The organism is Bradyrhizobium sp. GCM10028915, from assembly GCF_042666195.1.
In the GTDB taxonomy this organism is placed as follows: Bacteria; Pseudomonadota; Alphaproteobacteria; order Rhizobiales; family Xanthobacteraceae; genus Bradyrhizobium; species Bradyrhizobium canariense_D.
The window spans coordinates 285,174-306,847 of record NZ_JBHTFN010000071.1; the positions used below are offsets into that span (position 1 = coordinate 285,174).

The following is a 21,674-nucleotide window of genomic DNA, read 5'->3' on the forward strand; positions in this document are numbered from 1 at the left end:
CGATTGCGTCCGCCGATCATCACCGGCAACGCGGATAGATCGCGGCGAGGTCGCGTCCCTTCAGCAGAAGCAACCGCGACGAGAGGCCGCCGCGGCGGCTGATCCAGTCACGCACCGGGCCGGGATAGGCCGCAAGCACCGCATCTGATGCTTCCGGCTCGGCGTAGAAGCGTCCGCGCCGATCGACCGATCGCGCCGCGTGGAAGCCGAGCACGGCGCGTTTCGTCACGCAAATCCGCTCGCCCGGCACGATGCTCAGTACCAGTGTGCAGGCGGACAGGCAGGGACCATCGATCACCACGCGCTCGCCGCTCTCGCGCACCTTCTCGAACAAATCGAGGAACGGCCCGACCTGTCCACCGGGCGACTGGATGATGCGGATTTCGGCCGAGGCAGGCGTGGCGGCGAGCAGCGCGGATGCGAGCATCAAGGCCCTGAGCAAGGTGACGCGTCGCATGAAGCCTCCGCGAATTCGAGTCCGTAGGATAGGCCGACGAGAAGAGGTGGTAATGCTTCGCTAGGTCAACCTGCGCGGTGCCTACCCGTTCCTCCGCTCGCCGCGCAGCGTCGGCAGGCCGATGCCCGCCGCATCGAAGCCGCCATCGACGGCCAAAATTTGTCCGGTGATGTAGCTCGATCGTTCCGAGCACAGGAAGTAGATGGCTTCGGCGAGTTCCCCTTCCAGGCCGTAGCGGTTGAGCGGAATGGCGTCGTGATAATCGGCGCGGATCTCGCTGGTGTGCACCTGCTTCGCCATCGCGGTGTCGACCGGTCCCGGCGCGACCGCGTTGACGCGGATGTTGAGGGACGCGAGCTCAACCGCGAGCTGCTTGGTAAGGTGCGCGAGGCCGGCCTTGCTGGTGCCGTAGGCCGAGCGCAGCGTCGAGGCGCGCACTGCCGAGATCGAGGTGATGTTGACGATGGCGCCGCCATTGCCGTCGCGCATCAGCGGCACCGCCGCCTTGGTGCAGAGGAACGGGCCGGTGAGGTTGACCTCGAGCACGCGCCGCCAATCGGTCTCCGACGTCTCCATCAGCGGCGCGAACACGGCAATGCCGGCATTATTGACAAGCGCATCGAGCCGGCCAAACCGCTGTTCGACCGTCGTCATCGCGGCGGCAACCGCGGCTGCGTCCGAGACGTCGCAGGTCAACGCCAGCGTGGCCTCGTCCCGGCCGATCTCGGCGACCGCGCGGCCGAGCAACTCGCCCTCGATGTCGAGCAACGCCACCCGCCAGCCCTCGGTCAAAAACTTCTTCGCGGTCGCAAGCCCGATGCCACGCGCGGCTCCGGTGACGAGGGCAACGCGGTGCGGGGTAGGGGGCATTGGCTGATCGGTCCTTATGAAAGATTGGGTCGCGCAAACGCGAGCCTCTTTTACTTCGCTTTCGTCCCGACGAGGAAGGCCTTAACTCGAAGGCACGATGTCGGGACGGTCCTCGATGGATCGTCTTCCAGGGGATCATTGCCAGGGAGATCCGCAATGTCCAACCACGAGCGCCAGATTCGAGACCTTTTCGCCGCTTATCTCGGCAACGACCGGCAACGGGTCGCCGACGCGTTGGCGGACGATTTCCGCTTCACCAGCCCGTTCGACGACGATCTCGACAAGGCGGCTTATTTCGAGCGTTGCTGGAGGGACACCGGCTGGATTGCGCGGCACGACATCGAGCGGATTTTCGTCCAAGGCGACGAGGCCTTCGTCACCTATCTCTGCCTGGCGACAGATGGCAGGAGCTTTCGCAACACCGAGTTCTTCACCTTCGCCGGCGGCAAGATTCGCTGCATCGACGTCTATTTCGGCGCTGCCCGGCAGGACGGGCGTTTCCTGCCGCAGGCGCGCTAGGGCCAGCCAATAATCGCCAGAATAATTTTCGTCACCTGTCGGTTTCGTCAAGGTTCCTTCGTCTTGGAGGTGAGGGTGGGCGGCCCGGGCCGTCGCTCCGCCCATCCGGAGTGGCGCCTCGGCGCGCAACCCGAACGAAAAAGCACGCAAGGAGTGCTCATGCGATTCATGATGCTGATGATCCCGCTCGGCTACGAGACCGCGGCGCCCGACGTTCAACTCGATCCCGAGCGGGTCGCTGCGATGATGCGCTACAACGAGGCGCTGAAGGACGCCGGCGTGCTGATCACGCTCGACGGCCTGCACCCGCCCTCGATGGGCGCGCGCGTCTCGTTTGCGGCCGGCAAGCCCATCGTGACCGATGGTCCGTTCGCCGAGGCCAAGGAGGTCCTGGGCGGCTACTGGATGATCGAGGTTGCCTCGCGTGCCGAGGCGATCGCCTGGGCCAGGCGGTGTCCGGCCGCACCGAACGAAATCATCGAGATCCGTCAGGTGCAGGAGATGAGCGACTTCCCGCCAGACGTGCAGGAGGCCGCCGCCGGTTTCGGCGACCTGAAGAAATAGCCGCAGCTTCGTCTATCCATCACCAAAGGAGAGAACCGATGAGCACCGACACCTATCTCGCCGTTTTCCTCGGCAGCAAGACCAGCTCCAAATGGACCGCATGGAATGCGATGCCCGAGGCCGAGCGCAAGGCGAAAGAGCAGGCGGGCATGGCGGCGTGGAAAGGCTGGGTCGAAAAGCACCAGGGCGCGATCGAGGCCATGGGCGGCCCGCTCGGCAAGACCAAGAAGGTCGACGGCAAGGGCATCGCCGACATCGCCAACGAGATGGGCGCCTTCACCGTGGTGCGCGCAGCGTCCCATGAAGCCGCGGCGAAGATGTTCGAGAACCACCCGCACTTCACGATCTTCCCCGGCGAACGCGTCGAGATCATGCCGGTGCTGCCGATCCCTGGCGGCTAGGATCTCGGGCCGCCTCGCCGGACCGGGAAGAATACGGGCTGATCAACCCGTCGCCGCTAGTGACCTTCACCGCCAGCTCATGTAAAGGTCGTTCACATGAGCTGGCGCAAGGAGACGCGCCGCGCCGAGCGCGGCTATCACCACGGTAATCTGAAGGAAGCCCTGTTGCAGGCCGCCCTCGGATTGATCGCCGAGAAGGGCGCGGCCGGCTTCACCTTTGCCGATGCCGCACGCATGGCCGGCGTCAGTGCGGCGGCGCCGTACCGGCATTTTCGCGACCGTGAAGAACTGCTGTCCTCGATCGCGCAGCGCGGCTTCGAGCAGTTTGAATCGCGCCTGACCGCGGCTTGGGACGACGGACGGCCCGACACCGTCACGGCGTTCGAGCGTGTCGGCAGGGCCTATCTCGCCTTCGCCCGCGAGGAGCCCGCGTTCTACAACGCGATGTTCGAATCTGGCCTCCCGGTGGATGCCAATCCGGCGCTCCAGGCGGCCAGCGAGCGTGCTTTCAACATCATTCGTGCCGCGGCGGAGCGGCTTGCCGCGCTGGCGCCGCCGGGCACGCCGCGGCCGCCGGCGATGATGATGGCGCTGCACATCTGGTCCATGGCGCATGGCGTGGCCTCGCTGTTCTCCCGCGGTGACGCCGCGCGTCGAAAGCTGCCGATGTCGCCGGACGAGCTGCTCGAAGCTGAGGTGCTGATCTATCTGCGCGGTCTCGGCTTCCCGACCGATCGCCGTCCCCCGGCGAAAAGCGCCGAGCCGCCGCCGGTGCCGCCGGAGGCATCCTCCGGTTCAGGCGTGCCGCCCGGTGGTCCCTGGGGCAAGCCGAAATAAAGTTACCCAAATAATTGCCCCGCCCTGTCAGGCGGTCGGCTTGACAAAACCGCGGGATGATTTACCTATGTAAATGTTATTTACATTCACAACGGCGCTGATGCCGTCATGGAGAGGGAAATGGCCTACACCGCTGATGTCAATCGATGGCGCGGCCCTTCGGACCAACACTACGAGCGCCCCCACATGCTCAATACGCCCTGGCATCCCGGCTGGATCGCCGTGACCATCCTCGGCTTCATCATCTGGTGGCCGATCGGACTTGCCCTTCTCTTTTTCACACTCGGGAGCAGAAGAATGTCGTGCTGGAGCAACCAGGATCGCTGGCAGAACAAGATGGAGCGGATGCAGTACAAGATGGATCGTATGCGCGGCCGCATGGAGCGCCACGGTTTCGGCTTTGGCTTCGGTCCGCCCTCGAGCGGCAACCGCGCCTTTGACGAGTACCGCACCGAGACATTGCAGCGGCTCGAGGAGGAGCAGGTCGAGTTCAAGAACTTCCTCGACCGTCTGCGTCACGCCAAGGACAAGGAAGAGTTCGACCAGTTCATGGCGCAACACAAGACACGCCCGACCCCGCCGCCGACCGACCAGCAGCAAGGTTGATCTCAAGCTTGATCTCGGGACTGACGCCTCTCAAAGCCGTCAGGCGCATGCCCCCAAAGTCCTGATGGCCCCGAGCCGCTCGCCTGCGCAACCCGCAGGCGGGCGGTTTGATTTTGGCAATGCGCGGCAGGCCGCCGCGACCTTCTGGAAATGTCCTGGCTGGAAAGTCTTGGCCTGGAGAGACTTGGTCAGCGCGCCGTGGCGAGCTGCGCGCGAACCGACTCCAGGAAGTGTTCGTAGGCATAGTCCACGATCTCGTTCAGTGATCGCGTTCGCGCAAACATCGCCTTGGCCTCGGCGAGAAACTCCTCGCGGGTCGGAATCTTCGGCAAGTGCAGATGCGTCAGTGCATCGACACCTTCGTGCGCGCGACTCAGGATGTCGTGCAGCGTCGGCAGTTGCAACTGGGCCAAATCGGCTCGGCGGAGCGCCGACGAAATCGCATGCGCCAGGGTCTGCGCATCGAACCGTCCGGCAAGCTCGCGGGCCGCCCGGTTGATGACGCGTGCGCCAAGCGGCTGCTCGTTGCGCAGCACCTGCTCGGGCGGCGACTTCATGTTCCAGACGATGCCGAACCAGGACAGCACCTTCAGGATGTAATAGGTGACGTCGATTTCCCACCAGCGAAAACCCTGCCGCACGCTGCTCTGGTAGGCGTGGTGATTGTTGTGCCAGCCCTCACCGAGAGTGAACAAGGCCAGCAGCCAATTGTTGCGTGAATCATCGCCGGTCACGTACCGCTTGCGTCCATGCACGTGGGCGAGGGAATTGATGCAGAAGGTCGCGTGATAGACCAGCACGGTGCTCCACAGGAAGCCGACGACGAGACCGGACCATCCGCCAACCAGGAAGCAGAGCGCAGCCAGCGTGACGGCTGGCAGGAGTTCCAGGCGATGCAGCCACATCAACTCCGGATAGGCGGCGAAATCTCCGACTTTCACGAGGTCGGTGCCATCGTGCTCGCTGTAAAAAATCCAGCCGAGATGACTGTAGAGGAAGCCTCGATGACGCGGCGAATGCACGTCGTCTTCGGTATCGGAATGCAGATGATGATGTCGATGCTTGGCCGCCCACCACAAAACGCTTTTCTGCGCGGTGCTTTGCGCAAGCCAGGCCAGGATGAACTGAAACACTCGACCGGTCGCAAAAGCCCGATGGGAGAAATAGCGGTGGTAGCCTGCTCCGATCGCAAACATACGGACGACATAGAGTGAGGCGCAGATCGCGATGGCCTGCCAGGTAACGCCGGTCCAGATCGCAGCAATGCAGCCGAGATGGACCAGCAGGAACGGCAGGGCGGAGGGATACATGATGTCGTCGTGTTGGTCGTCAGCGGGGGCGTTGGGCGACATGTATTGGCGTGACCTTGGAGGACGGGGATTCGGGATTCGCTTCGGCAGCACTGAGGGCCGCTGTGTGCGACAATCCCGGGGATGGCGGACCACTGCGGGGCTTTGAACGAGATGCTTTGCCTGAGCAACCCGGGCCAGCGCGGCAGCACGAACCTGAGACCATAGCTACGGGCGGAACTCGGCTGCCTCCATATATATGATCCCGACTGCTTGGCATGCAAGCTCGTAGCCTCACGGGGTGCGTGGCGCGCGGGCTGCCGACGGCCTATAGCCGACAGTGAAAAGGAAGCGTCAAAATACCGCAGGCAGCAACGATGGCGGAAGCGGCGATGATGGCGAGCGAAACCCTCTGGCAGAAGATCCGCGACGAGGCGCAGCGCACCGCGGCAGCCGACGCCATATTCGGCAAGGCTCTTGTCGGACTCATCCTCGTCCATGACGATTTTACCGCCGCACTGTCCGACCTGATCGGACGCCGGCTTGGCGACAGCGAGGTCGAACGCGCGCGCTTCACGACATTTTCCCGCGACGCCTTCAATGGTCAGCCGGATCTGATCGAGGCGGCCGGCCGCGACTTGCAGGCCATCGTGCTTGGCGATCCCGCCATCAGCGGAGTGTTGGCGCCGCTGCTGCACTTGAAGGGCTACGTCGCCTTGCAGGCGTGGCGCGTCTCGAACTGGCTCTGGCATCACGACCATGGTGACGCGGCGCTGCTGTTTCAGAACGAGGCGTCGAACGTCCTGCAGGTCAGCATTCATCCGGCGGCGAGCTTGGGATCGTCGGTGTATCTCGACCACGCCACCGGCATCGTGATCGGTGCCGATGTGGTGATCGGCGACGAGGCCACCATCCTTCAGAACGTCAGCATCGGTCGTGGCACGGAACTGCCGGCGCGCTCGCCTCGCATTGGTCGCGGCGTGTTCATCGGCTCCGGCGCGACAATTCTCGGCAACGTCAGAATCGGCGATTTTGCAAAGATCGGCGCCGACACCGTCGTGACGAGCGACGTGCCCCGGGGCTGCACCGCAATCGGCAATCCGGCGCGGCTGACCAATTGCCCAGAGCCCGCTTCCGCGGCCTGACTCGCCGTCACGTCATCAGGCGACGTGCTCCTCGTTCACGCGGCGCGGCGGCGGCTCTCGCCGCCATGACGCGGGCTGACCGGCTCCGAACTGGTCTGGCCCGGCGCGTCCAGCACCGCGACGTGATGCCGGTAGACCAACTCCCAGCCCTTCCAGCCCGTGAAAAGCAGAATGCCGACCACGACCAGGGACAGCGCCACGCCCCACGGCTTGATTGCAGCTTCCGCGCCTTGCGCGTAGCGGAGGTAGAAATTGATCAGGGCCAGCACGACGGCTACGAGATTGCCGATCATGTGATACCAGGCGTCATTGAGGCTGCGGATGCGGGCGTCGCTGAAGAAGTCGGTGAAGCCGGCCACGGCCGCAACGAGCGCCATCACAATACCGGCGCCGATCAGCCAGATCGCGGCTCTGGCCCAAAAGCCGTCACCGGTGCCGATGAAGGCGAGATCGGCGATGGGCGCGCCGACCAGGAAGGCGACGGGGAACGGGATGATCATGGGGTGGAGCGGATGATCGCCGACCGCGGCGGTCGTCTTGGGGTTGATGCTCATGGCAAAACCTCGCGAGAAGTGATTTTCCAGACAATTTTTCGGACGGAGGCTGGTTCCTCTGACCGGGATAGCGGGCTCCGCTCCTGATGCGCACGGGAAAGCGGAACTCTGCTGTCCCGGGCGCAGCGCACCGTCCCGTCGGGAACACGGCCCGCCCGCCGCGCCTCCCATCCCCCTGTGCGACCTCCCTTTCCCGCACTCAAATTCGTCTGCGGTAACCCAGCATTAACCATCGCCGGGCTCTGGTAATTGCGGACAATCGCGCGCCCAAAGCCTGAAGTCTGAGCCTTGGGGTCGGGCCCATAGTTTTGACATCTTGGCAGGGAATGCAGGCGGCCGGCTTTGGACGAGCCCTGCACCCCAGAAAGACAAGGCTTTGAGCGGGCTTGCCGGCCGCGCCGGTTCTAGCGCGGCTATTGGGGAACCGGCGGCCATTTGCTGGCCGGGACATTAGGTCGGGACATCAGGTAACGATCGCCTTGAGAGGATACTGCTTATGAATCCGGCCGACGTGGCTCAGTCAGCCCTTCCGGTTGCCGCTTCCGCGGACGTGTCGCTGATCGCGCTGTTCTGGCAGGCTCACTGGATCGTGAAAGCGGTGATGCTGGGGCTTCTCGCCTGCTCGGTCTGGGTCTGGGCGATCGCCATCGACAAGATCTTCCTGTTTGCCCGCACCCGCCGCTCGATGGACCGTTTCGAGCAGGCTTTCTGGTCCGGCGAGTCGATCGAGGACCTCTATCGCACGCTCTCGGCCAAGCCGACACATTCCATGGCGGCCTGCTTCGTCGCCGCGATGCGCGAGTGGAAGCGTTCGTTCGAGAGCCAGGCCCGCTCGGTCGCAGGCCTTCAGATGCGCATCGACAAGGTCATGAATGTCTCGATCGCCCGCGAGGTCGAGCGGCTGGAACGCCGGCTGCTGGTGCTCGCCACCGTCGGCTCCGCAGGCCCCTTCGTCGGCCTGTTCGGCACCGTCTGGGGCATCATGTCGAGCTTCCAGTCGATCGCGGCGTCGAAAAACACCTCTTTGGCGGTGGTGGCCCCTGGCATCGCGGAGGCGCTGTTTGCGACCGCCGTCGGCCTTATCGCCGCCATTCCTGCCACTATTTTCTACAATAAGTTCACCTCCGAGGTGAACCGGCAGGCCCAGCGGCTCGAAGGCTTCGCCGATGAATTTTCAGCCATCCTGTCGCGCCAGATCGACGAGCGGGGCTGACGGACGGCATGTATAGTGTGAAGGGCAATTTGGGCACCAGACCATGGGCATGAACGTTGCGAGTTCGTCCGGAGGCGGTGGGCGCCGTGGCCGGCGCAAGCCGGTCGTGGCCGAAATCAACGTCACGCCGATGGTGGACGTGATGCTGGTGCTGCTCATCATCTTCATGGTCTCGGCGCCGATGTTGACGGTCGGCGTGCCGCTCGACCTGCCGCAGACCCAGGCCAAGAGCCTCGAAAACAACGACCAGAAGCCGATCCAGATGTCGGTGGACATCAAGGGCAAGGTGTTCATCAACGACGCCGAGATCGCGATCAACGAACTGATCCCCAAGCTGAAGGCGATCACGGACGCGCGCGGCGGGCTCGAGGAACGCATCTATTTGCGTGCCGACAAGAAGGCGGATTACGGGACGGTGGCCAAGGTCATGGGCCAGTTGTCCGGCGCAGGCTTCAAGAAGCTGGCGCTCGTCACGGAAGCGGATCAGGGGTAAACCGTGAAGGTGAAGGTCGACAAGACACTCGTTGCGTCGATTGCCCTCCACGTCCTCGTGCTGGGATGGGGGCTCGTCACCTTTAGCAGCAGGGCTTTTGTGCCGGCGGAAGAGTCGCTGCCGATCGACATCATCTCCACCGATCAACTCGCGCAGATGATGTCGGGGCAGAAGACCGGCGACAAGAAAGAGCCGAAGCCGAAGGTCGAGAAGATCGCGGAAGCCAAGCCCGAGGAAGACGCTGTCGGCAAGGTCACCGAGAAGAAAGAGCTGATCAAGACCAACTCGACGCCGGAGCCGCCGCCAAAACCCGTGGAGAAGCCGGTCGAGAAGAAGCCCGAGCCGCCCAAGCCCGTCGCTGAGGCGAAGCCCAAGGAAGAACCGAAGCCGCCGGAAAAAAAGCCTGACCCGGCCAAGGAAGATCCGATCGCCGAGCTGCAGAAAAAGCTCGAAACCAAGAAGCCGCCGCCCAAGCCGCCGGAGCAAAAGGTCGCGGCGGTGCAGCCGCAACAGCAGCTGCCGAAGCCCAAGGAGCGCAGCTTCGATCCCGCGCAGATCCAGCGCGATCTCGACAAGCGCGCCGCGACCCGGCACGAACTCGCCGGCTCGACGCTGAATGCGTCGGCCTCGCTGGGATCGACGACCGGAACGGCCGCCAACAACATTGCGACCTGGCGGGGCGCGTTCCAGGGGGCGGTGAAGCGCTGCTTCACGCCGACCTATAACGGCCAGGATGCGGATCAATACGAAGCCGACATCGACATTCCCATGAAGATCGACGGATCGCTCGCGTCCGAGCCGATCGTCGTCGCGGTGAGGGGACCGTCGCGATCGATCGCACAGGCGGTGGCGGAGAGTGCCAGACGCGCCATCGTGCAGTGTCAGGTCTATTCGTTCATGCCGAAGCAGCAATACGAGAGCTGGAAGCTCATTCCGATGACTTTCGGCCTGAAAGACATGTTGTGACATCCGAACAAAAGAATTTTGCGATGAATGACGTTCGATCGATGAACCGCCGCCGCTTCATGACCCTGACCGGATCGACGCTCGCGATGCTGGGGGGCGGACAAGCCTTGGCCCAGCAGCCGCAGGGACGGCTCCGCATCGATCCCACCGAGTTTCGGCCGATTCCGATTGCGATCACCAATTTTGTGCCGGGCTCGCCGGCCGACGGTGACGTCGGCAACGGCGTCACCCAGGTCATCACCAACAATCTGAAGCGCTCGGGCCTGTTTGCGCCGGTCGACCAGGCCGCCTTCATCGAGCGCATCAGCAACATCGACGTCGCGCCGCAGTTCGAGAACTGGAAGACCCTGAACGCGCAGGCCCTCGTCACCGGCCGCATGACGCGGCAGCCGGACGGCCGCCTCAAGGCTGAATTCCGCTTGTGGGACGTCGTCACCGGCCAGCAGCTCGCCGGCCAACAATATTTCACCTCGCCGGAATATTGGCGTCGCATCGCCCACATCATCTCCGACCAGATCTATGAGAAGCTGACCGGCGAGAAGGGCTATTTCGACAGCCGCGTGGTGTTCGTTGACGAGACCGGGCCGAAAGAGCGCCGCGTCAAGCGGCTCGCGATGATGGACCAGGACGGCGCCAATGTGCGCTATCTGACCCGCGGCTCCGACCTCGTGCTGACGCCGCGCTTCTCGCCGAACTCGCAAGAGATCACCTACATGGAATTTGGCCAGGGCGATCCGAAGGTCTACCTGTTCAACATCGAGACCGGCCAGCGCGAGATCGTCGGCAACTTCCCCGGCATGACCTTTGCGCCGAGGTTCTCGCCGGACGGCCAGCGCGTCATCATGAGCCTGCAGCAGGGCGGCAATTCCAACCTGTTCGTGATGGATCTGCGCTCGCGCTCGACCACGCGCCTCACCGACACGCCCGCGATCGACACCTCGCCTTCCTACTCCCCGGACGGCACCCGCATCTGCTTCGAGTCCGATCGCGGCGGCAGATCGCAGATTTATGTCATGGCCGCGGGCGGCGGAGCGGCGCAGCGCATCTCTTTCTCCAAGGACGACAACAACGCCACCTATTCGACGCCGGTGTGGTCGCCGCGGGGCGATTACATCGCCTTCACCAGGCAAGGTGGCGGGCAGTTTTCGATCGGCGTGATGAAGCCGGACGGCTCCGGCGAACGGCTTCTCACCTCCGGCTATCATAACGAAGGTCCGACCTTCTCGCCGAACGGCCGCGTGCTGATGTTCTTCCGCGATCCGGGCGGCAGCGGCGGGCCGTCGCTGTTCTCCGTCGACATCTCGGGGCGCAACGAGCTGAAAGTGCCGACGCCGGGCTTCGCCTCCGACCCGGCATGGTCGCCGCTCTTGTCCTCGACATCGGGCTAGCCGCCGCCCCCGGCGCGCGATGATTTGACCGCGCGCCTTTTCCGAAAACTTGGCGAGATGTTTCCCCGCGATAATTGTTCTTTAAGGTTGCACTAGGCAAACTTTTCCCATGGGTTTGTTTCTATTGATGTATTCCGACTATTGGTCATTCAAAACAACTCGACTTTAACGATGTTCCCTCAGAAAGACTTCATACCGGATCGGTAAAACTGCGCTCCAGACAGGACGCGCGTAAACACCAGATGCAGTTTGCAAGTCAGAGCGGAGAGCCGGAACAGCGGCCGCCGAAAACTTCGGCGGCGCAAATCGATTCGCTGTTCGAAGCGCCTGGCCCGTTGCTGGCGGGACTCATTTTCGTGTCGATTGGTGCGGCCCTCACCGCGCTGAGGACGGGCGAGCCGCTGATCTGGGCGTGCGTCGCACTTCTGATCCTGGCCGGGACCGCGCGGGCGATCGACCTGCGCCTCTATCAGGCACGTCACGCGGTCATGACCGTCGAGGCGGCCGCACGCTGGCAGAAGCGCTATCAGATCGGAGCAAAGATCCAGGCGGCTGCGATCGGCATCTGGTGCGCCACCACCCTGTTGGCCACGGACGACGCCGTGGCCCACATGATCGCCTTGTCGGTCACGACCGGAATCGCGGCAGGCGGCGCGGGCAGGGCATATGGCCGGCCTGCGATCTTCCACCTCCAGGCCGTGCTGATCTTCGGCCCGGCCGTGCTTGCCTTGGCGCTGCGTGGAACACCCTACTACATCGCGATGGCGCTGGTCAGCGCCGCGTTCCTGATGGCGATCATGCAGCTCTCGGTGAATCTGCATCGAATCTTCATGGGAGCGGTCGTGGCACGTGAGCGTGAAGCCGCGCTCGCCGGCCAGTTCGATACGGCTCTGAACAACATGCCGCACGGCCTCTGCATGTTCCGCGTCGACGGACAGCTGGCGGTCATGAACCACCGCTTCGGCGCAATGATGAATCTGCCGGAAGGTCTCGCGCAGCGCGGGGTCAACGCGCGTGACATCGTCGCGGCGTGCGTGAGCGCGGGATCCATCTCGGCTGGGAGCGGCGAGCGAATCGTCGCGGACATCGAGAGTTCGCAAGCCAAGGAGATCATCACCGCCGATCCCGATACGCAGCGAAACCGGTCGTTGTCCTGGACTGTCCAGCCGATGGCTGACGGTGGCGCGGTGGTGCTGCTCGAGGACATTACCGAGCGACGTAGCGCCGAGGCCAAGATCACGCATCTGGCGCGCTACGACGACCTCACCGCGCTGCCCAACCGCGTTCATTTCCGCGATGAGATCGAAAGGCTGCTGGCGATCTCGCACGGCGCCGAGCGCCTGTCCGCGCTGCTGTTCGTCGACCTCGACCAGTTCAAGCAGGTCAACGACACGCTCGGCCATCCCTGCGGCGACCAGCTCCTGTGCGCGGTCGCCAACCGTCTGCGCGAGATGCTGCGCCCCGAGGATTTCGTCGCCCGCTTCGGCGGTGACGAATTCGTCGTGTTCCAGGAGAACATCTCCTCGCCCGAGGACGCCGCTGCGCTGGCGCGCCGGATCGTCGAACGGCTGAGCGAGCGTTACCGCATCGACAATCATCTGGTCGAGATCGGCGCCAGCGTCGGCATCGCATTGACCTTGCCGGAGGGCATCAGCGCAGACACGCTGCTCAAGAATGCCGACATGGCGCTGTACCGGGCCAAGGCCGACGGCCGCGGCACCTTCTGCTTCTTCCGCGACGAGATGGCGGCGACCGTCGAAGCGCGCCGCATCCTCGAGCTCGATCTGCGCAAGGCGCTCGCCAACGAGGAGTTCGAGCTGTTCTATCAGCCGCTGGTCAATCTGAAATCCGGCAAGATCACGACGTGCGAGGCGCTGCTGCGCTGGAATCATCCGGTGCGCGGCACGGTCTCGCCGATCGACATCATCCCGGTCGCCGAGGACATGGGGCTGATCGTCGATCTCGGCCGCTGGATCCTGCGCCGCGCTTGCATGGAATGCATGAAATGGCCGGAGGGCGTCAGCGTCGCCGTCAACTTCTCGCCGCAGCAATTCCACCAGCGCGACGTCTTGAGCGAAATCCGCTACGCGCTCGAGGTTTCGGGGCTCCCGGCGCATCGGCTGGAGATCGAGATCACCGAATCCTCGCTGTTGCGCAACACCCAGCTCACGCACGACATCCTGTCGCAATTGCATGCGATCGGCGTGCGCATTTCGCTGGATGATTTCGGCACCGGATATTCGAGCCTCAGCTACCTGCACAATTTCCCGATGCAGAAGGTGAAGATCGACCGCTCCTTCCTCGAGGGCATCGATGCCGACCGGCCGCTGACGCTGCTGCGCGGCGTAGCGCGGCTGTCGGCCGATCTCGGCATGGCGGTCGTGGTCGAGGGCATCGAGACCAATGATCAGCTCGAGTTGATCAGCGCCGACGGCACCGTGACCGAAGGGCAGGGCTATCTGTTCAGCCGGCCGGTGCCGGCAGTCCGGATTCGCCAATTGCTCAATGCCTCGCATGGCCGCCGCGGGGCTGAGGACCACATCGTCATGGTGTCCTCGCGATCGATCGCCTGATCTTTCTCCGCCTCACTCCTTCAACGCATTTAGCTCTCGTTCGCCCGTGTTTTTGCGGGCTGCAAAGGTTAACCCTAACGTTTCTAAGCCTTTGCAATTCCGTTAATGAACCATTAATCTCCTCACACTCGCAGAAGTTGCTTTGGAGTGTAGGGGTACTGGATGACGTCTGGAGCTGAACCGCAAACGGTGCTCCTTCCGCGGGGAGCCGCTCTGTTTGACCGCATCGATTACCGCCTGATCGAAACTCCCGAGGACCGAGACAACCTCTATTTGATGCGGTACCGGGCCTATCTGCACGCCGGTCTGATCGAGCCGTCGGAGTCGCGGCGCGTAACCGATCGCTTCGACGATGCGCCCAACACCTGGAATTTCGGGGTCTATGTCGATGGAGAGCTCTGCAGCTCCGTTCGCATTCACGTCCTGACGTCGGACTGGCGGATGTCCTACACGACCGAAGTGTTTGGCGACGTGCTGCATCCCCGCCTCGACCGCGGCGAAGTTCTCATCGATCCATGCCGGTTTGTTGCCGATCCCGAAAAGCACCAGCGTTTTCCGGAGCTGCCCTATCTGACCGTGCGGCTGGCCTTTGTGGCCTGCGATCATTTCAACGCCGATACCGGGCTGGCCATGATCCGGACCGACCACCAGGCGTTTTATCGTCGCATCTTCCTGCACGAGACCATTTCACCGGAGCCACGCGGGTTTCCGGGCTGGCCCACCAAGAAGGCCGTGCTGATGGCGTCCGATTTCCGGAACCAGCGGGAAAAGGTCCTGACGCGCTTTCCGATCATGCGCTCCAGCGCGTTTGAGCGGCGCATGCTGTTTCAACGCAGCAGCCCCCGCCAGGCTGCCGCGCGCCCGGTGTCGCTGGCCACGCAGCGGCCCCCGGACGTAGCCGTCTCGGCAACGGGTTCTGCCCGCTAGGCCCCACGCGACGAGCCTAAAATTCCAGCAAAGGCCGCGGTTTTTGCCGGTCGTTGCGGCTTGCCTTCACCGTCGCGCCACATTTACAACCCATTAACCATGACGGTTGCTTTTCGCTGGTTGGGGGCATTTGACCGGCTGTGGCAAGGTTCCATCAAGGTTGACGGAACGTTCGCTTAACCAACCCCCTGTAGACCGGACAGCAGTGGACGAAACGTGAGCGTGGAGGCTCCGGAATGAAACATCCTATGCGCATCCTCCAGGGATTGAAGCTGGCCGCGGTGCTTGCCGTCGCGTTGTCGATGGGTGCCTGCGCCAACAAGAACTCTGCCACGGATGCGATGGCCAACGCGGCGACGCCGGGCAGCCAGCAAGACTTCGTCGTCAATGTCGGCGACCGCGTGTTCTTCGAAAGCGACCAGACCGATCTGACCCCGCAGGCGATCGTGACCCTGGAGAAGCAGGCGCAGTGGCTCCAGAGCTATCCGCGCTACAGCTTCACCGTCGAAGGTCATGCCGACGAACGCGGCACCCGCGAATACAACATCGCGCTCGGCGCTCGCCGCGCCCAATCGGTGCGTTCGTTCCTCGCCTCGCGCGGCATCGATCCGAACCGCATGCGCACGATCTCGTACGGCAAGGAGCGGCCGGTGGCCGTTTGCAACGACATCTCCTGCTGGTCGCAGAACCGCCGCGCCGTCACCGTGCTGAACGCGAGCTCCTGACGATCGGTCAGGCGCCGTTCATCTTCAGATAGCGATTATGCCGGCGCCCTCTCGGGCGCCGGTTTCGTTTCAGCGATCTGTGACAGAAACCCGTTTGTTACAGTCACAGTTTTGGCGTACTCCCCTTCAATGTGTGGCGCGTCGAATGTTCGGTCGCAGGCCATTTCGCTTTCGTCGTCAGGGCAAGATGTCATCCAGATTTAAGGTCTTCACCGGCACCGTGGCGATCGCCGCGCTGCTTTCGTTGTGCTCGCCCGCCCTCGCACAATCGGACGATGCAGATCCCGAGATGCGGATCGAGCGGCTGGAGAACCAGCTGCGCCAGCTCACCGGTCAGAACGAAGAGCTGCAATATCGCAACCGCCAGCTCGAAGAGCGGCTAAGAGCGCTCGAGGGCGGCGCGCAAGCTTCGCCCGGCCAGACGCCGGTCCAGCCCAATGTCGCGGCCATGCCGCCCGCACAAGCCGCGCCGGCCTATCGCCAGCAGCCGCCGCACCAGCAAGCGGCCCAGCCGAATTACGAGCAGCCGCAGATCGCCTCTCCGGCACCGATCGTTCAGGAGCAGCCTGCGCCCGGCGCGCCGGGCACGCGCCGCCGCGGCGATGCCTTCGACCCGAACCAGAGTCCGAATGCGCCGGGTGCGCCGCGCGCGCTCGGCGGCGGGCAGCAACCGATGCCTGCAGGTGCCCCGAGCGGCGCGCCCGGCGGCCGTGGCGCCGGCGAACCGCTTGATCTCGCCAACAGCGGCCCCCGCTATCCGCAGGCGGTCGGGCCTCAGGCTGCGCAGCCCGGCTATCCGCCGGTCTCATCCGGCTCTCCCGCGCCATCAGGCGGCACGGGCCTTGCGACCCTGCCGCCCTCGGCAACGCCGCGCGACGAATTCGACCTCGGAATCGGCTACATGCAGCGCAAGGACTATGCGCTGGCCGAGCAGACCATGAAGAATTTCTCGCAGAAATATCCGAGCGACCCGCTGCTCGGTGACGCGCAATACTGGCTCGGCGAGAGCTATTTCCAGCGCCAGCAATATCGCGACTCCGCGGAAGCCTTCCTCGCCGTCACCACGAAATACGACAAATCCGCCAAGGCACCGGATGCCCTGCTGCGGCTCGGCCAGTCGCTGGCGGCGCTGAAGGAGAAGGAGGCGGCGTGTGCGGCCTTCGGTGAAGTCGGGCGCAAATATCCGCGCGCTTCCGCCGGCGTCAAAGCTGCGGTCGACCGCGAGCAGAAGCGGGTGAAGTGCTGAGGCGCGGCGATTGATCCTGACAAGACGGATGGCGCTGCGCTAAACAGTGTCCATCCGCGGACGATTGCAGTGTCATGTCAGAGGACAATTCACCGATCTCGGCGCGTGAGGCCAAGCGCCTCTTCGCAGGCCTGAAAGGCGCGCAAGGACTGCTGCTCGCGGTCTCCGGCGGGCCCGACTCGGTGGCGCTGATGTGGCTTGCGGCGCGCTGGCATCGCAGCCTTTCGCGGGGCCCGCGTCTCACCGTAGTCACCATCGACCACGGCTTGCGGCCGGAGGCGGCGCGCGAGGCGCGCGAGGTCAAGCGTCTCGCAACCGGGCTTGGCCTGCCGCACCGGACCGTGCGCTGGCGCGGGGCAAAGCCGAAAACGGGACTGCCGGCCGCCGCGCGCGAAGCTCGCTACCGCCTGCTTGTGCAGGCCGCGCGCCTCGCCCGTGCGAGCCACGTGCTGACCGCCCACACCCGCGACGACCAGGCCGAGACCCTGTTGATGCGGCTTGTGCGCGGCAGCGGATTAGCCGGGCTGTCGGCGATGGCCCGTCTCACCGAGCGCGACGGCGTCGTTCTAGCGCGTCCACTGCTCGATGTTCCGAAGTCGCAGCTGATCGCGACCTTGAAGCGGGCGAAGATCGGCTTTGCCGACGATCCCACCAACCACGACGCTGCCTTTACCCGGCCGCGGCTGCGTGCGCTGCTGCCGCAGCTCGCGGCGGAGGGCGGTGATGCCCGCAGCCTGGCTCGGCTCGCGGCAAGGCTGGCGCGCGCCAATTTGGCCGTCGAGGTGCTGACCGATGGAGCCGAGCGCTTCCTCCGTTTGCGGGATCGCGGCGATGCGCCGCAGGCCGGCGTTCGAAGCTTCGAGGCCTCCGGGTTTGCCGCCCTGCCGGAGGAGGTCCGGCTGCGGATCCTGCTGCGGGCCATCAACGCGTTCGGGCATGAGGGGCCGGCGGAACTCGGCAAGGTCGAATCCCTCCTGGCCGTGCTCGATCAGGCCATTGCCGCAAGTGCCCGCGCACCCGCAAATGGCCGGCCGGCCCTGAAGCAGACGCTTGCGGGAGCCTTGATCAGCCTTGCCGGGGGACGTATCCGCATCGCCCCGGCGCCGGCCCGGCGCAAGGGTGGATCAAGGGTAGATAAGGGCGGATCATGGCACCGGCCGTTTCGAGACCGCGCCGTGAGGACACCTTAACCAGACAGGAAAAACCCGGATCCGGGCGCCATTATTTCAGCGGGAATCGGACTAAGATGGGCTAAATAGTCCCATCTCGTTCCCTTGGCAGCGACCGGAGCGACACCTAGATTGTATGCGTCTAACCGAGAGGATTCCTTGGGGATTTCCTCGCGCTGCCCAAATAACTGCCCAAGGCTCAGGCCGCGATCCGCGCGACCACGAAGGAAGATCGATGAACGCCAATCTGCGCAATTTCGCCCTCTGGGTCATCATTGTCCTGCTGCTGTTGGCGTTGTTCACGCTCTTCCAGAATCCGGGTCAGCGCGCCTCCTCGCAGGACATCGCCTTCTCCCAGCTCCTGAGCGAGGTTGACCGCGGCAATGTGCGCGACGTCGTAATCCAGGGACCGGACATTCACGGCACCTTCACCAACGGCTCGAGCTTCCAGACCTATGCGCCGAGCGATCCGACGCTCGTGAAGCGCCTCTATGACAGCAAGGTGCAGATCACCGCGAAGCCGCCCGGCGACAACGTGCCGTGGTTCGTCTCGCTCTTGGTCTCCTGGCTGCCCTTCATCGCGCTGATCGGCGTGTGGATCTTCCTGTCGCGGCAGATGCAGGGGGGCGCCGGCAAGGCGATGGGCTTCGGCAAGTCGCGCGCAAAAATGCTGACTGAAGCGCATGGCCGCGTCACCTTCGAGGACGTCGCGGGCGTCGACGAGGCCAAGCAGGACCTGCAGGAGATCGTCGAATTCCTGCGCGACCCCGGCAAATTCCAGCGCCTCGGCGGCCGAATTCCGCGCGGCGTGCTGCTGGTCGGCCCTCCCGGCACCGGCAAGACCCTGATCGCGCGTGCGGTCGCGGGCGAAGCCAACGTGCCGTTCTTCACCATTTCGGGTTCTGACTTCGTCGAGATGTTCGTCGGCGTCGGCGCCAGCCGCGTCCGCGACATGTTCGAGCAGGCCAAGAAGAACGCGCCCTGCATCATCTTCATCGACGAAATCGACGCCGTCGGTCGTCACCGTGGCGCCGGCCTCGGCGGCGGCAATGACGAGCGCGAGCAGACGCTGAACCAGTTGCTGGTCGAGATGGACGGCTTCGAGGCCAACGAGGGCGTGATCCTGATCGCCGCGACCAACCGTCCCGACGTGCTCGATCCCGCGCTGCTGCGTCCCGGCCGCTTCGACCGTCAGGTCGTGGTGCCCAACCCGGACGTCGTCGGCCGCGAGCAGATCCTCAAGGTCCACGTCCGCAAGGTGCCGCTGGCGCCGGATATCAACCTCAAGACCATCGCGCGCGGCACCCCGGGTTTCTCCGGCGCCGACCTGATGAACCTCGTCAACGAAGCCGCGCTCACCGCCGCCCGCCGCAACAAGCGGATGGTGACCCAGGCCGAGTTCGAGGAAGCCAAGGACAAGGTGATGATGGGCGCCGAGCGCAAGTCGCTCGTCATGACCGAGGAAGAGAAGCTGCTGACGGCCTATCACGAGGGCGGCCACGCCATCGTCGGCCTCAACGTCGTCGCGACCGATCCGATCCACAAGGCGACCATCATTCCGCGCGGGCGTGCGCTGGGTATGGTCATGCAGTTGCCCGAGCGTGACAAGCTGTCGATGTCGCTGGAGCAGATGACCTCGCGCCTTGCCATCATGATGGGTGGCCGCGTCGCCGAAGAGCTGATCTTCGGTCGCGAGAAGGTAACCTCGGGTGCGTCGTCCGACATCGAACAGGCGACGCGTCTGGCGCGCATGATGGTGACGCGCTGGGGCCTGTCCGAGGCGCTCGGTACCGTGTCCTACGGCGAGAATCAGGACGAGGTTTTCCTGGGCATGTCGGTGTCGCGCACCCAGAACGCATCGGAAGCGACGGTTCAGAAGATCGATACCGAGATCCGGCGCTTCGTCGAAGAAGGCTATAACGAGGCAACGCGTATTCTCACCGAGAAGCGCGCCGATCTCGAAGCTCTCGCCAAGGGCCTGCTCGAATTCGAGACGCTCTCCGGCGACGAGATCATCGACCTGCTCAAGGGCAAGAAGCCGAACCGCGAATCCGTGCTCGAGCCGACCACACCGCGCGCCTCGGCCGTGCCGCCGGCCGGCAAGTCGCGCCCGCGACCCGATCCGGATCCCGGCCTGGAGCCGCAGCCGCAGGCGTAATCGCGTACGGCAGATCGAATTGAAAAACGCGGCGGAAACGCCGCGTTTTTTGTTGGTGATGGTGATTTGCGGGTGGTGCCAACTCAGCGCCCGTCATTGCGAGCGCAGCGAAGAAATCCAGAATAGATCCGCGGTGACAGTCTGGATTTGCTTCACTGCGCTCGCATTTACGATTTTGATGCAGTTGCACTGGAAGCTCAGAAGTACGGCAGGCAAAGGTGCCTAAGCGCCGCGCCCACCATCTCTCGCCAATCACGCTAGAAGTGGTGGCACACGCTCTGGAGTTTGCGTCATCACTTCGGCGCCCGCATCGCCAGCCGCAGATTGGATTCAGGAATGCGGCGACATTGCCGGCTCGCCAGACCCTGCCGGACTGCGCAACGCGCCGAACACGACGCCGATGAGAGCGACGATGAGGAGCGGCGATAGTCGTCCCGCCGGAATATACACCGCCGGGCTGAGCAACGGCACCATCCAGATGCCGAGCCCGATCAGCCAGTCGCGAAAGCGTGGAGCATCGATCGATGCGGCAAGCCACAGCACGACGGCGACCGTCAGCAGCGTCGCGTCATAAGGGCCCGAATGCGGGGCTGCCAGCACGGTTGCCGCAAGCAGTACGATCAGCTTGTTGTTGGTACTGAGCGAGGAGCGAAAGACCGCGAACGTTGCCGCCGCGCTCGAAAGGATCGCGGCCAGCTGCAGGATGGAGGCCAGCCGCTCCGGCAGGCCTAGCAGCATCGCGCAGGCCCACACGCTGTGACCCCAGATGCGGCCATAGGCCAGCCATTTCGCGTCGGGGCTGACCAGATTGTTGTACGCCTGCGGTATCCACCAGAGCCACAATTCGACGCCAAAAATCATGGCACTTGCAGCCGCCAATGCGAATGCCGAGCATGCAGCAGCGCACAGGCTGCCATAGCGGCGCGCCCCCATTAGCGCGAGCGGGACGAGCAGGAAGAATTGCGGCTTGAAACTCAGCAGCCCGAGGATTGCCCCGGCCAGGAGCGGTCGCGGTCCGAGCAGCCTGACGCCCGCGACCAGCAGTGCGGCAACGAGAAAGGCGCATTGTCCATCGGCCAGGTTGAGAGATGCCGATGGCGAGACCAGCACGGCCGCGATGATGTAGGGCGTCAGTTGCGGCTGATCGGACCGGTTGCGAAGCGCCCAGGCCAGGAAGCCTGCGGTCGCGGCCTGGAATGCGACATAGGAGCCGATGAAGCCAAGCGGCGCGAATGGCAGCAGCAGAACGAGGAAGCCGGGCGGATAGAACCATGGACGGAACTCCAGAGGCACCGTGAGCCATGATGCGAACGACTGGTTGAGATAGGCCGTGAACGCGTCACCATCGGTGACCAGCGCAAGATTGCCGGCGAGCAACGATCTGACGGCGCCGTAAAACACCATCCAGTCGGTGCCGGGAGCGACGTGGTTCAGCCCGATCCAACCGGGATGGGTGAAGGTGGAGATCAGGACGCCCCAGGCGAAGAGCGTTGCGATCGAAAACGCTGGCAGCATCACGAGAGGAATTCCGATCCAGCGGCGCGATGGACCGGATATCGGCTGCTGAGCTGACG

General features: G+C 64.1%; 21 protein-coding genes. 16 read left to right on the top strand and 5 right to left on the bottom strand.

The window, feature by feature from the left end; translation table 11 throughout:
* Positions 1 to 19 precede the first annotated feature (19 nt).
* A complete protein-coding gene (locus tag ACFQX9_RS36995) occupies positions 20 to 457 on the bottom strand; it encodes a hypothetical protein (RefSeq protein ID WP_247475628.1) in 438 nt (145 codons plus the stop codon).
* A gap of 81 nt (positions 458 to 538) precedes the next feature.
* Positions 539 to 1,327 (bottom strand): SDR family NAD(P)-dependent oxidoreductase, encoded by a 789-nt coding sequence (locus tag ACFQX9_RS37000; protein ID WP_377791982.1) that lies wholly within the window; start codon positions 1,325 to 1,327, stop codon positions 539 to 541.
* A 156-nt stretch (positions 1,328 to 1,483) separates the two neighbouring features.
* Between ACFQX9_RS37000 and ACFQX9_RS37005 the strand changes: the two genes are divergently transcribed.
* From ACFQX9_RS37005 to ACFQX9_RS37025, 5 genes are all read left to right on the top strand, one after another.
* Entirely contained in the window at positions 1,484 to 1,846 is a 363-nt protein-coding gene (locus tag ACFQX9_RS37005) for a nuclear transport factor 2 family protein (protein WP_018453781.1), read from the top strand.
* Between the two features lie 159 nt (positions 1,847 to 2,005).
* The gene (locus ACFQX9_RS37010) at positions 2,006 to 2,410 is read left to right on the top strand and encodes a YciI family protein (protein ID WP_204512221.1); all 405 of its coding nucleotides are present in this window, start codon (positions 2,006 to 2,008) and stop codon (positions 2,408 to 2,410) included.
* A gap of 38 nt (positions 2,411 to 2,448) precedes the next feature.
* Entirely contained in the window at positions 2,449 to 2,811 is a 363-nt protein-coding gene (locus tag ACFQX9_RS37015; protein WP_368507135.1) for a hypothetical protein, read from the top strand.
* Between the two features lie 96 nt (positions 2,812 to 2,907).
* Positions 2,908 to 3,648: a TetR/AcrR family transcriptional regulator gene (locus tag ACFQX9_RS37020; protein ID WP_085348908.1), complete on the top strand. Its 741-nt coding sequence runs from the start codon at positions 2,908 to 2,910 to the stop codon at positions 3,646 to 3,648.
* A 120-nt stretch (positions 3,649 to 3,768) separates the two neighbouring features.
* Positions 3,769 to 4,254: a DUF2852 domain-containing protein gene (locus ACFQX9_RS37025; RefSeq protein ID WP_007596323.1), complete on the top strand. Its 486-nt coding sequence runs from the start codon at positions 3,769 to 3,771 to the stop codon at positions 4,252 to 4,254.
* Between the two features lie 188 nt (positions 4,255 to 4,442).
* Here ACFQX9_RS37025 and ACFQX9_RS37030 read toward each other — a convergent pair whose 3' ends face one another.
* Complete coding sequence (locus ACFQX9_RS37030) at positions 4,443 to 5,606, bottom strand: acyl-CoA desaturase (protein ID WP_377791983.1); 1,164 nt, start codon at positions 5,604 to 5,606, stop codon at positions 4,443 to 4,445.
* Between the two features lie 314 nt (positions 5,607 to 5,920).
* On the opposite strand from ACFQX9_RS37030, the gene ACFQX9_RS37035 reads away from it, so the two are divergent.
* Positions 5,921 to 6,688, top strand: a complete 768-nt coding sequence (locus ACFQX9_RS37035) for a serine acetyltransferase (protein ID WP_247294056.1) — start codon at positions 5,921 to 5,923, stop codon at positions 6,686 to 6,688.
* A 35-nt stretch (positions 6,689 to 6,723) separates the two neighbouring features.
* On the opposite strand, the gene ACFQX9_RS37040 is transcribed toward ACFQX9_RS37035, so the two are convergent.
* On the bottom strand, positions 6,724 to 7,242 hold the full coding sequence (locus ACFQX9_RS37040) for a DUF2231 domain-containing protein (protein ID WP_018453788.1): 519 nt from the start codon (positions 7,240 to 7,242) through the stop codon (positions 6,724 to 6,726).
* Positions 7,243 to 7,738: 496 nt separating this feature from the next.
* Here ACFQX9_RS37040 and tolQ point away from each other — a divergent pair, with 496 nt between their 5' ends.
* The 10 genes from tolQ to ftsH all read left to right on the top strand — a co-directional run bounded on the left by tolQ (position 7,739) and on the right by ftsH (position 20,100).
* A complete protein-coding gene (gene tolQ / locus ACFQX9_RS37045; protein WP_007596319.1) occupies positions 7,739 to 8,455 on the top strand; it encodes a protein TolQ in 717 nt (238 codons plus the stop codon).
* Between the two features lie 43 nt (positions 8,456 to 8,498).
* Positions 8,499 to 8,948: a protein TolR gene (tolR, locus tag ACFQX9_RS37050; RefSeq protein WP_018453789.1), complete on the top strand. Its 450-nt coding sequence runs from the start codon at positions 8,499 to 8,501 to the stop codon at positions 8,946 to 8,948.
* A 3-nt stretch (positions 8,949 to 8,951) separates the two neighbouring features.
* Positions 8,952 to 9,914, top strand: a complete 963-nt coding sequence (locus ACFQX9_RS37055) for a hypothetical protein (protein ID WP_018453790.1) — start codon at positions 8,952 to 8,954, stop codon at positions 9,912 to 9,914.
* Between the two features lie 41 nt (positions 9,915 to 9,955).
* Positions 9,956 to 11,302 (top strand): Tol-Pal system beta propeller repeat protein TolB, encoded by a 1,347-nt coding sequence (gene tolB, locus ACFQX9_RS37060; protein WP_026232593.1) that lies wholly within the window; start codon positions 9,956 to 9,958, stop codon positions 11,300 to 11,302.
* Positions 11,303 to 11,544: 242 nt separating this feature from the next.
* Positions 11,545 to 13,875 carry a bifunctional diguanylate cyclase/phosphodiesterase gene (locus tag ACFQX9_RS37065; protein WP_018453792.1) on the top strand — a complete coding sequence of 777 codons (2,331 nt, stop codon included), beginning with the start codon at positions 11,545 to 11,547 and terminating at the stop codon, positions 13,873 to 13,875.
* A 162-nt stretch (positions 13,876 to 14,037) separates the two neighbouring features.
* Positions 14,038 to 14,802 (top strand): hypothetical protein, encoded by a 765-nt coding sequence (locus tag ACFQX9_RS37070; RefSeq protein WP_026232594.1) that lies wholly within the window; start codon positions 14,038 to 14,040, stop codon positions 14,800 to 14,802.
* 236 nt (positions 14,803 to 15,038) lie between these two features.
* Positions 15,039 to 15,527 carry a peptidoglycan-associated lipoprotein Pal gene (gene pal, locus ACFQX9_RS37075; protein ID WP_026232595.1) on the top strand — a complete coding sequence of 163 codons (489 nt, stop codon included), beginning with the start codon at positions 15,039 to 15,041 and terminating at the stop codon, positions 15,525 to 15,527.
* Between the two features lie 187 nt (positions 15,528 to 15,714).
* Positions 15,715 to 16,773: a tol-pal system protein YbgF gene (ybgF, locus tag ACFQX9_RS37080; protein WP_018453795.1), complete on the top strand. Its 1,059-nt coding sequence runs from the start codon at positions 15,715 to 15,717 to the stop codon at positions 16,771 to 16,773.
* Positions 16,774 to 16,847: 74 nt separating this feature from the next.
* On the top strand, positions 16,848 to 17,963 hold the full coding sequence (gene tilS / locus ACFQX9_RS37085) for a tRNA lysidine(34) synthetase TilS (protein WP_377791984.1): 1,116 nt from the start codon (positions 16,848 to 16,850) through the stop codon (positions 17,961 to 17,963).
* Between the two features lie 214 nt (positions 17,964 to 18,177).
* Complete coding sequence (gene ftsH / locus ACFQX9_RS37090) at positions 18,178 to 20,100, top strand: ATP-dependent zinc metalloprotease FtsH (protein ID WP_007596301.1); 1,923 nt, start codon at positions 18,178 to 18,180, stop codon at positions 20,098 to 20,100.
* Between the two features lie 330 nt (positions 20,101 to 20,430).
* Here the strand turns inward: ftsH and ACFQX9_RS37095 are convergent, their stop codons facing one another.
* Complete coding sequence (locus tag ACFQX9_RS37095; RefSeq protein ID WP_085359465.1) at positions 20,431 to 21,615, bottom strand: glycosyltransferase family 87 protein; 1,185 nt, start codon at positions 21,613 to 21,615, stop codon at positions 20,431 to 20,433.
* Positions 21,616 to 21,674: the final 59 nt, after the last annotated feature.

Bases quoted from the DNA above. Each gene is read 5' to 3' on its own strand.
- tilS (WP_377791984.1), top strand. From the start codon at position 16,848: ATGTCAGAGGACAATTCACCGATCTCGGCGCGTGAGGCCAAGCGCCTC.
- ACFQX9_RS36995 (WP_247475628.1), bottom strand. From the start codon at position 457: ATGCGACGCGTCACCTTGCTCAGGGCCTTGATGCTCGCATCCGCGCTG.
- ACFQX9_RS37015 (WP_368507135.1), top strand. From the start codon at position 2,449: ATGAGCACCGACACCTATCTCGCCGTTTTCCTCGGCAGCAAGACCAGC.
- ACFQX9_RS37010 (WP_204512221.1), top strand. From the start codon at position 2,006: ATGCGATTCATGATGCTGATGATCCCGCTCGGCTACGAGACCGCGGCG.
- ACFQX9_RS37020 (WP_085348908.1), top strand. From the start codon at position 2,908: ATGAGCTGGCGCAAGGAGACGCGCCGCGCCGAGCGCGGCTATCACCAC.
- ACFQX9_RS37005 (WP_018453781.1), top strand. From the start codon at position 1,484: ATGTCCAACCACGAGCGCCAGATTCGAGACCTTTTCGCCGCTTATCTC.
- ACFQX9_RS37040 (WP_018453788.1), bottom strand. From the start codon at position 7,242: ATGAGCATCAACCCCAAGACGACCGCCGCGGTCGGCGATCATCCGCTC.
- ACFQX9_RS37065 (WP_018453792.1), top strand. From the start codon at position 11,545: ATGCAGTTTGCAAGTCAGAGCGGAGAGCCGGAACAGCGGCCGCCGAAA.
- ACFQX9_RS37025 (WP_007596323.1), top strand. From the start codon at position 3,769: ATGGCCTACACCGCTGATGTCAATCGATGGCGCGGCCCTTCGGACCAA.
- tolR (WP_018453789.1), top strand. From the start codon at position 8,499: ATGGGCATGAACGTTGCGAGTTCGTCCGGAGGCGGTGGGCGCCGTGGC.
- tolQ (WP_007596319.1), top strand. From the start codon at position 7,739: ATGAATCCGGCCGACGTGGCTCAGTCAGCCCTTCCGGTTGCCGCTTCC.
- ACFQX9_RS37000 (WP_377791982.1), bottom strand. From the start codon at position 1,327: ATGCCCCCTACCCCGCACCGCGTTGCCCTCGTCACCGGAGCCGCGCGT.
- pal (WP_026232595.1), top strand. From the start codon at position 15,039: ATGAAACATCCTATGCGCATCCTCCAGGGATTGAAGCTGGCCGCGGTG.
- ftsH (WP_007596301.1), top strand. From the start codon at position 18,178: ATGAACGCCAATCTGCGCAATTTCGCCCTCTGGGTCATCATTGTCCTG.
- ACFQX9_RS37095 (WP_085359465.1), bottom strand. From the start codon at position 21,615: ATGCTGCCAGCGTTTTCGATCGCAACGCTCTTCGCCTGGGGCGTCCTG.
- ybgF (WP_018453795.1), top strand. From the start codon at position 15,715: ATGTCATCCAGATTTAAGGTCTTCACCGGCACCGTGGCGATCGCCGCG.
- ACFQX9_RS37070 (WP_026232594.1), top strand. From the start codon at position 14,038: ATGACGTCTGGAGCTGAACCGCAAACGGTGCTCCTTCCGCGGGGAGCC.
- ACFQX9_RS37035 (WP_247294056.1), top strand. From the start codon at position 5,921: ATGGCGGAAGCGGCGATGATGGCGAGCGAAACCCTCTGGCAGAAGATC.
- ACFQX9_RS37030 (WP_377791983.1), bottom strand. From the start codon at position 5,606: ATGTCGCCCAACGCCCCCGCTGACGACCAACACGACGACATCATGTAT.
- tolB (WP_026232593.1), top strand. From the start codon at position 9,956: ATGAACCGCCGCCGCTTCATGACCCTGACCGGATCGACGCTCGCGATG.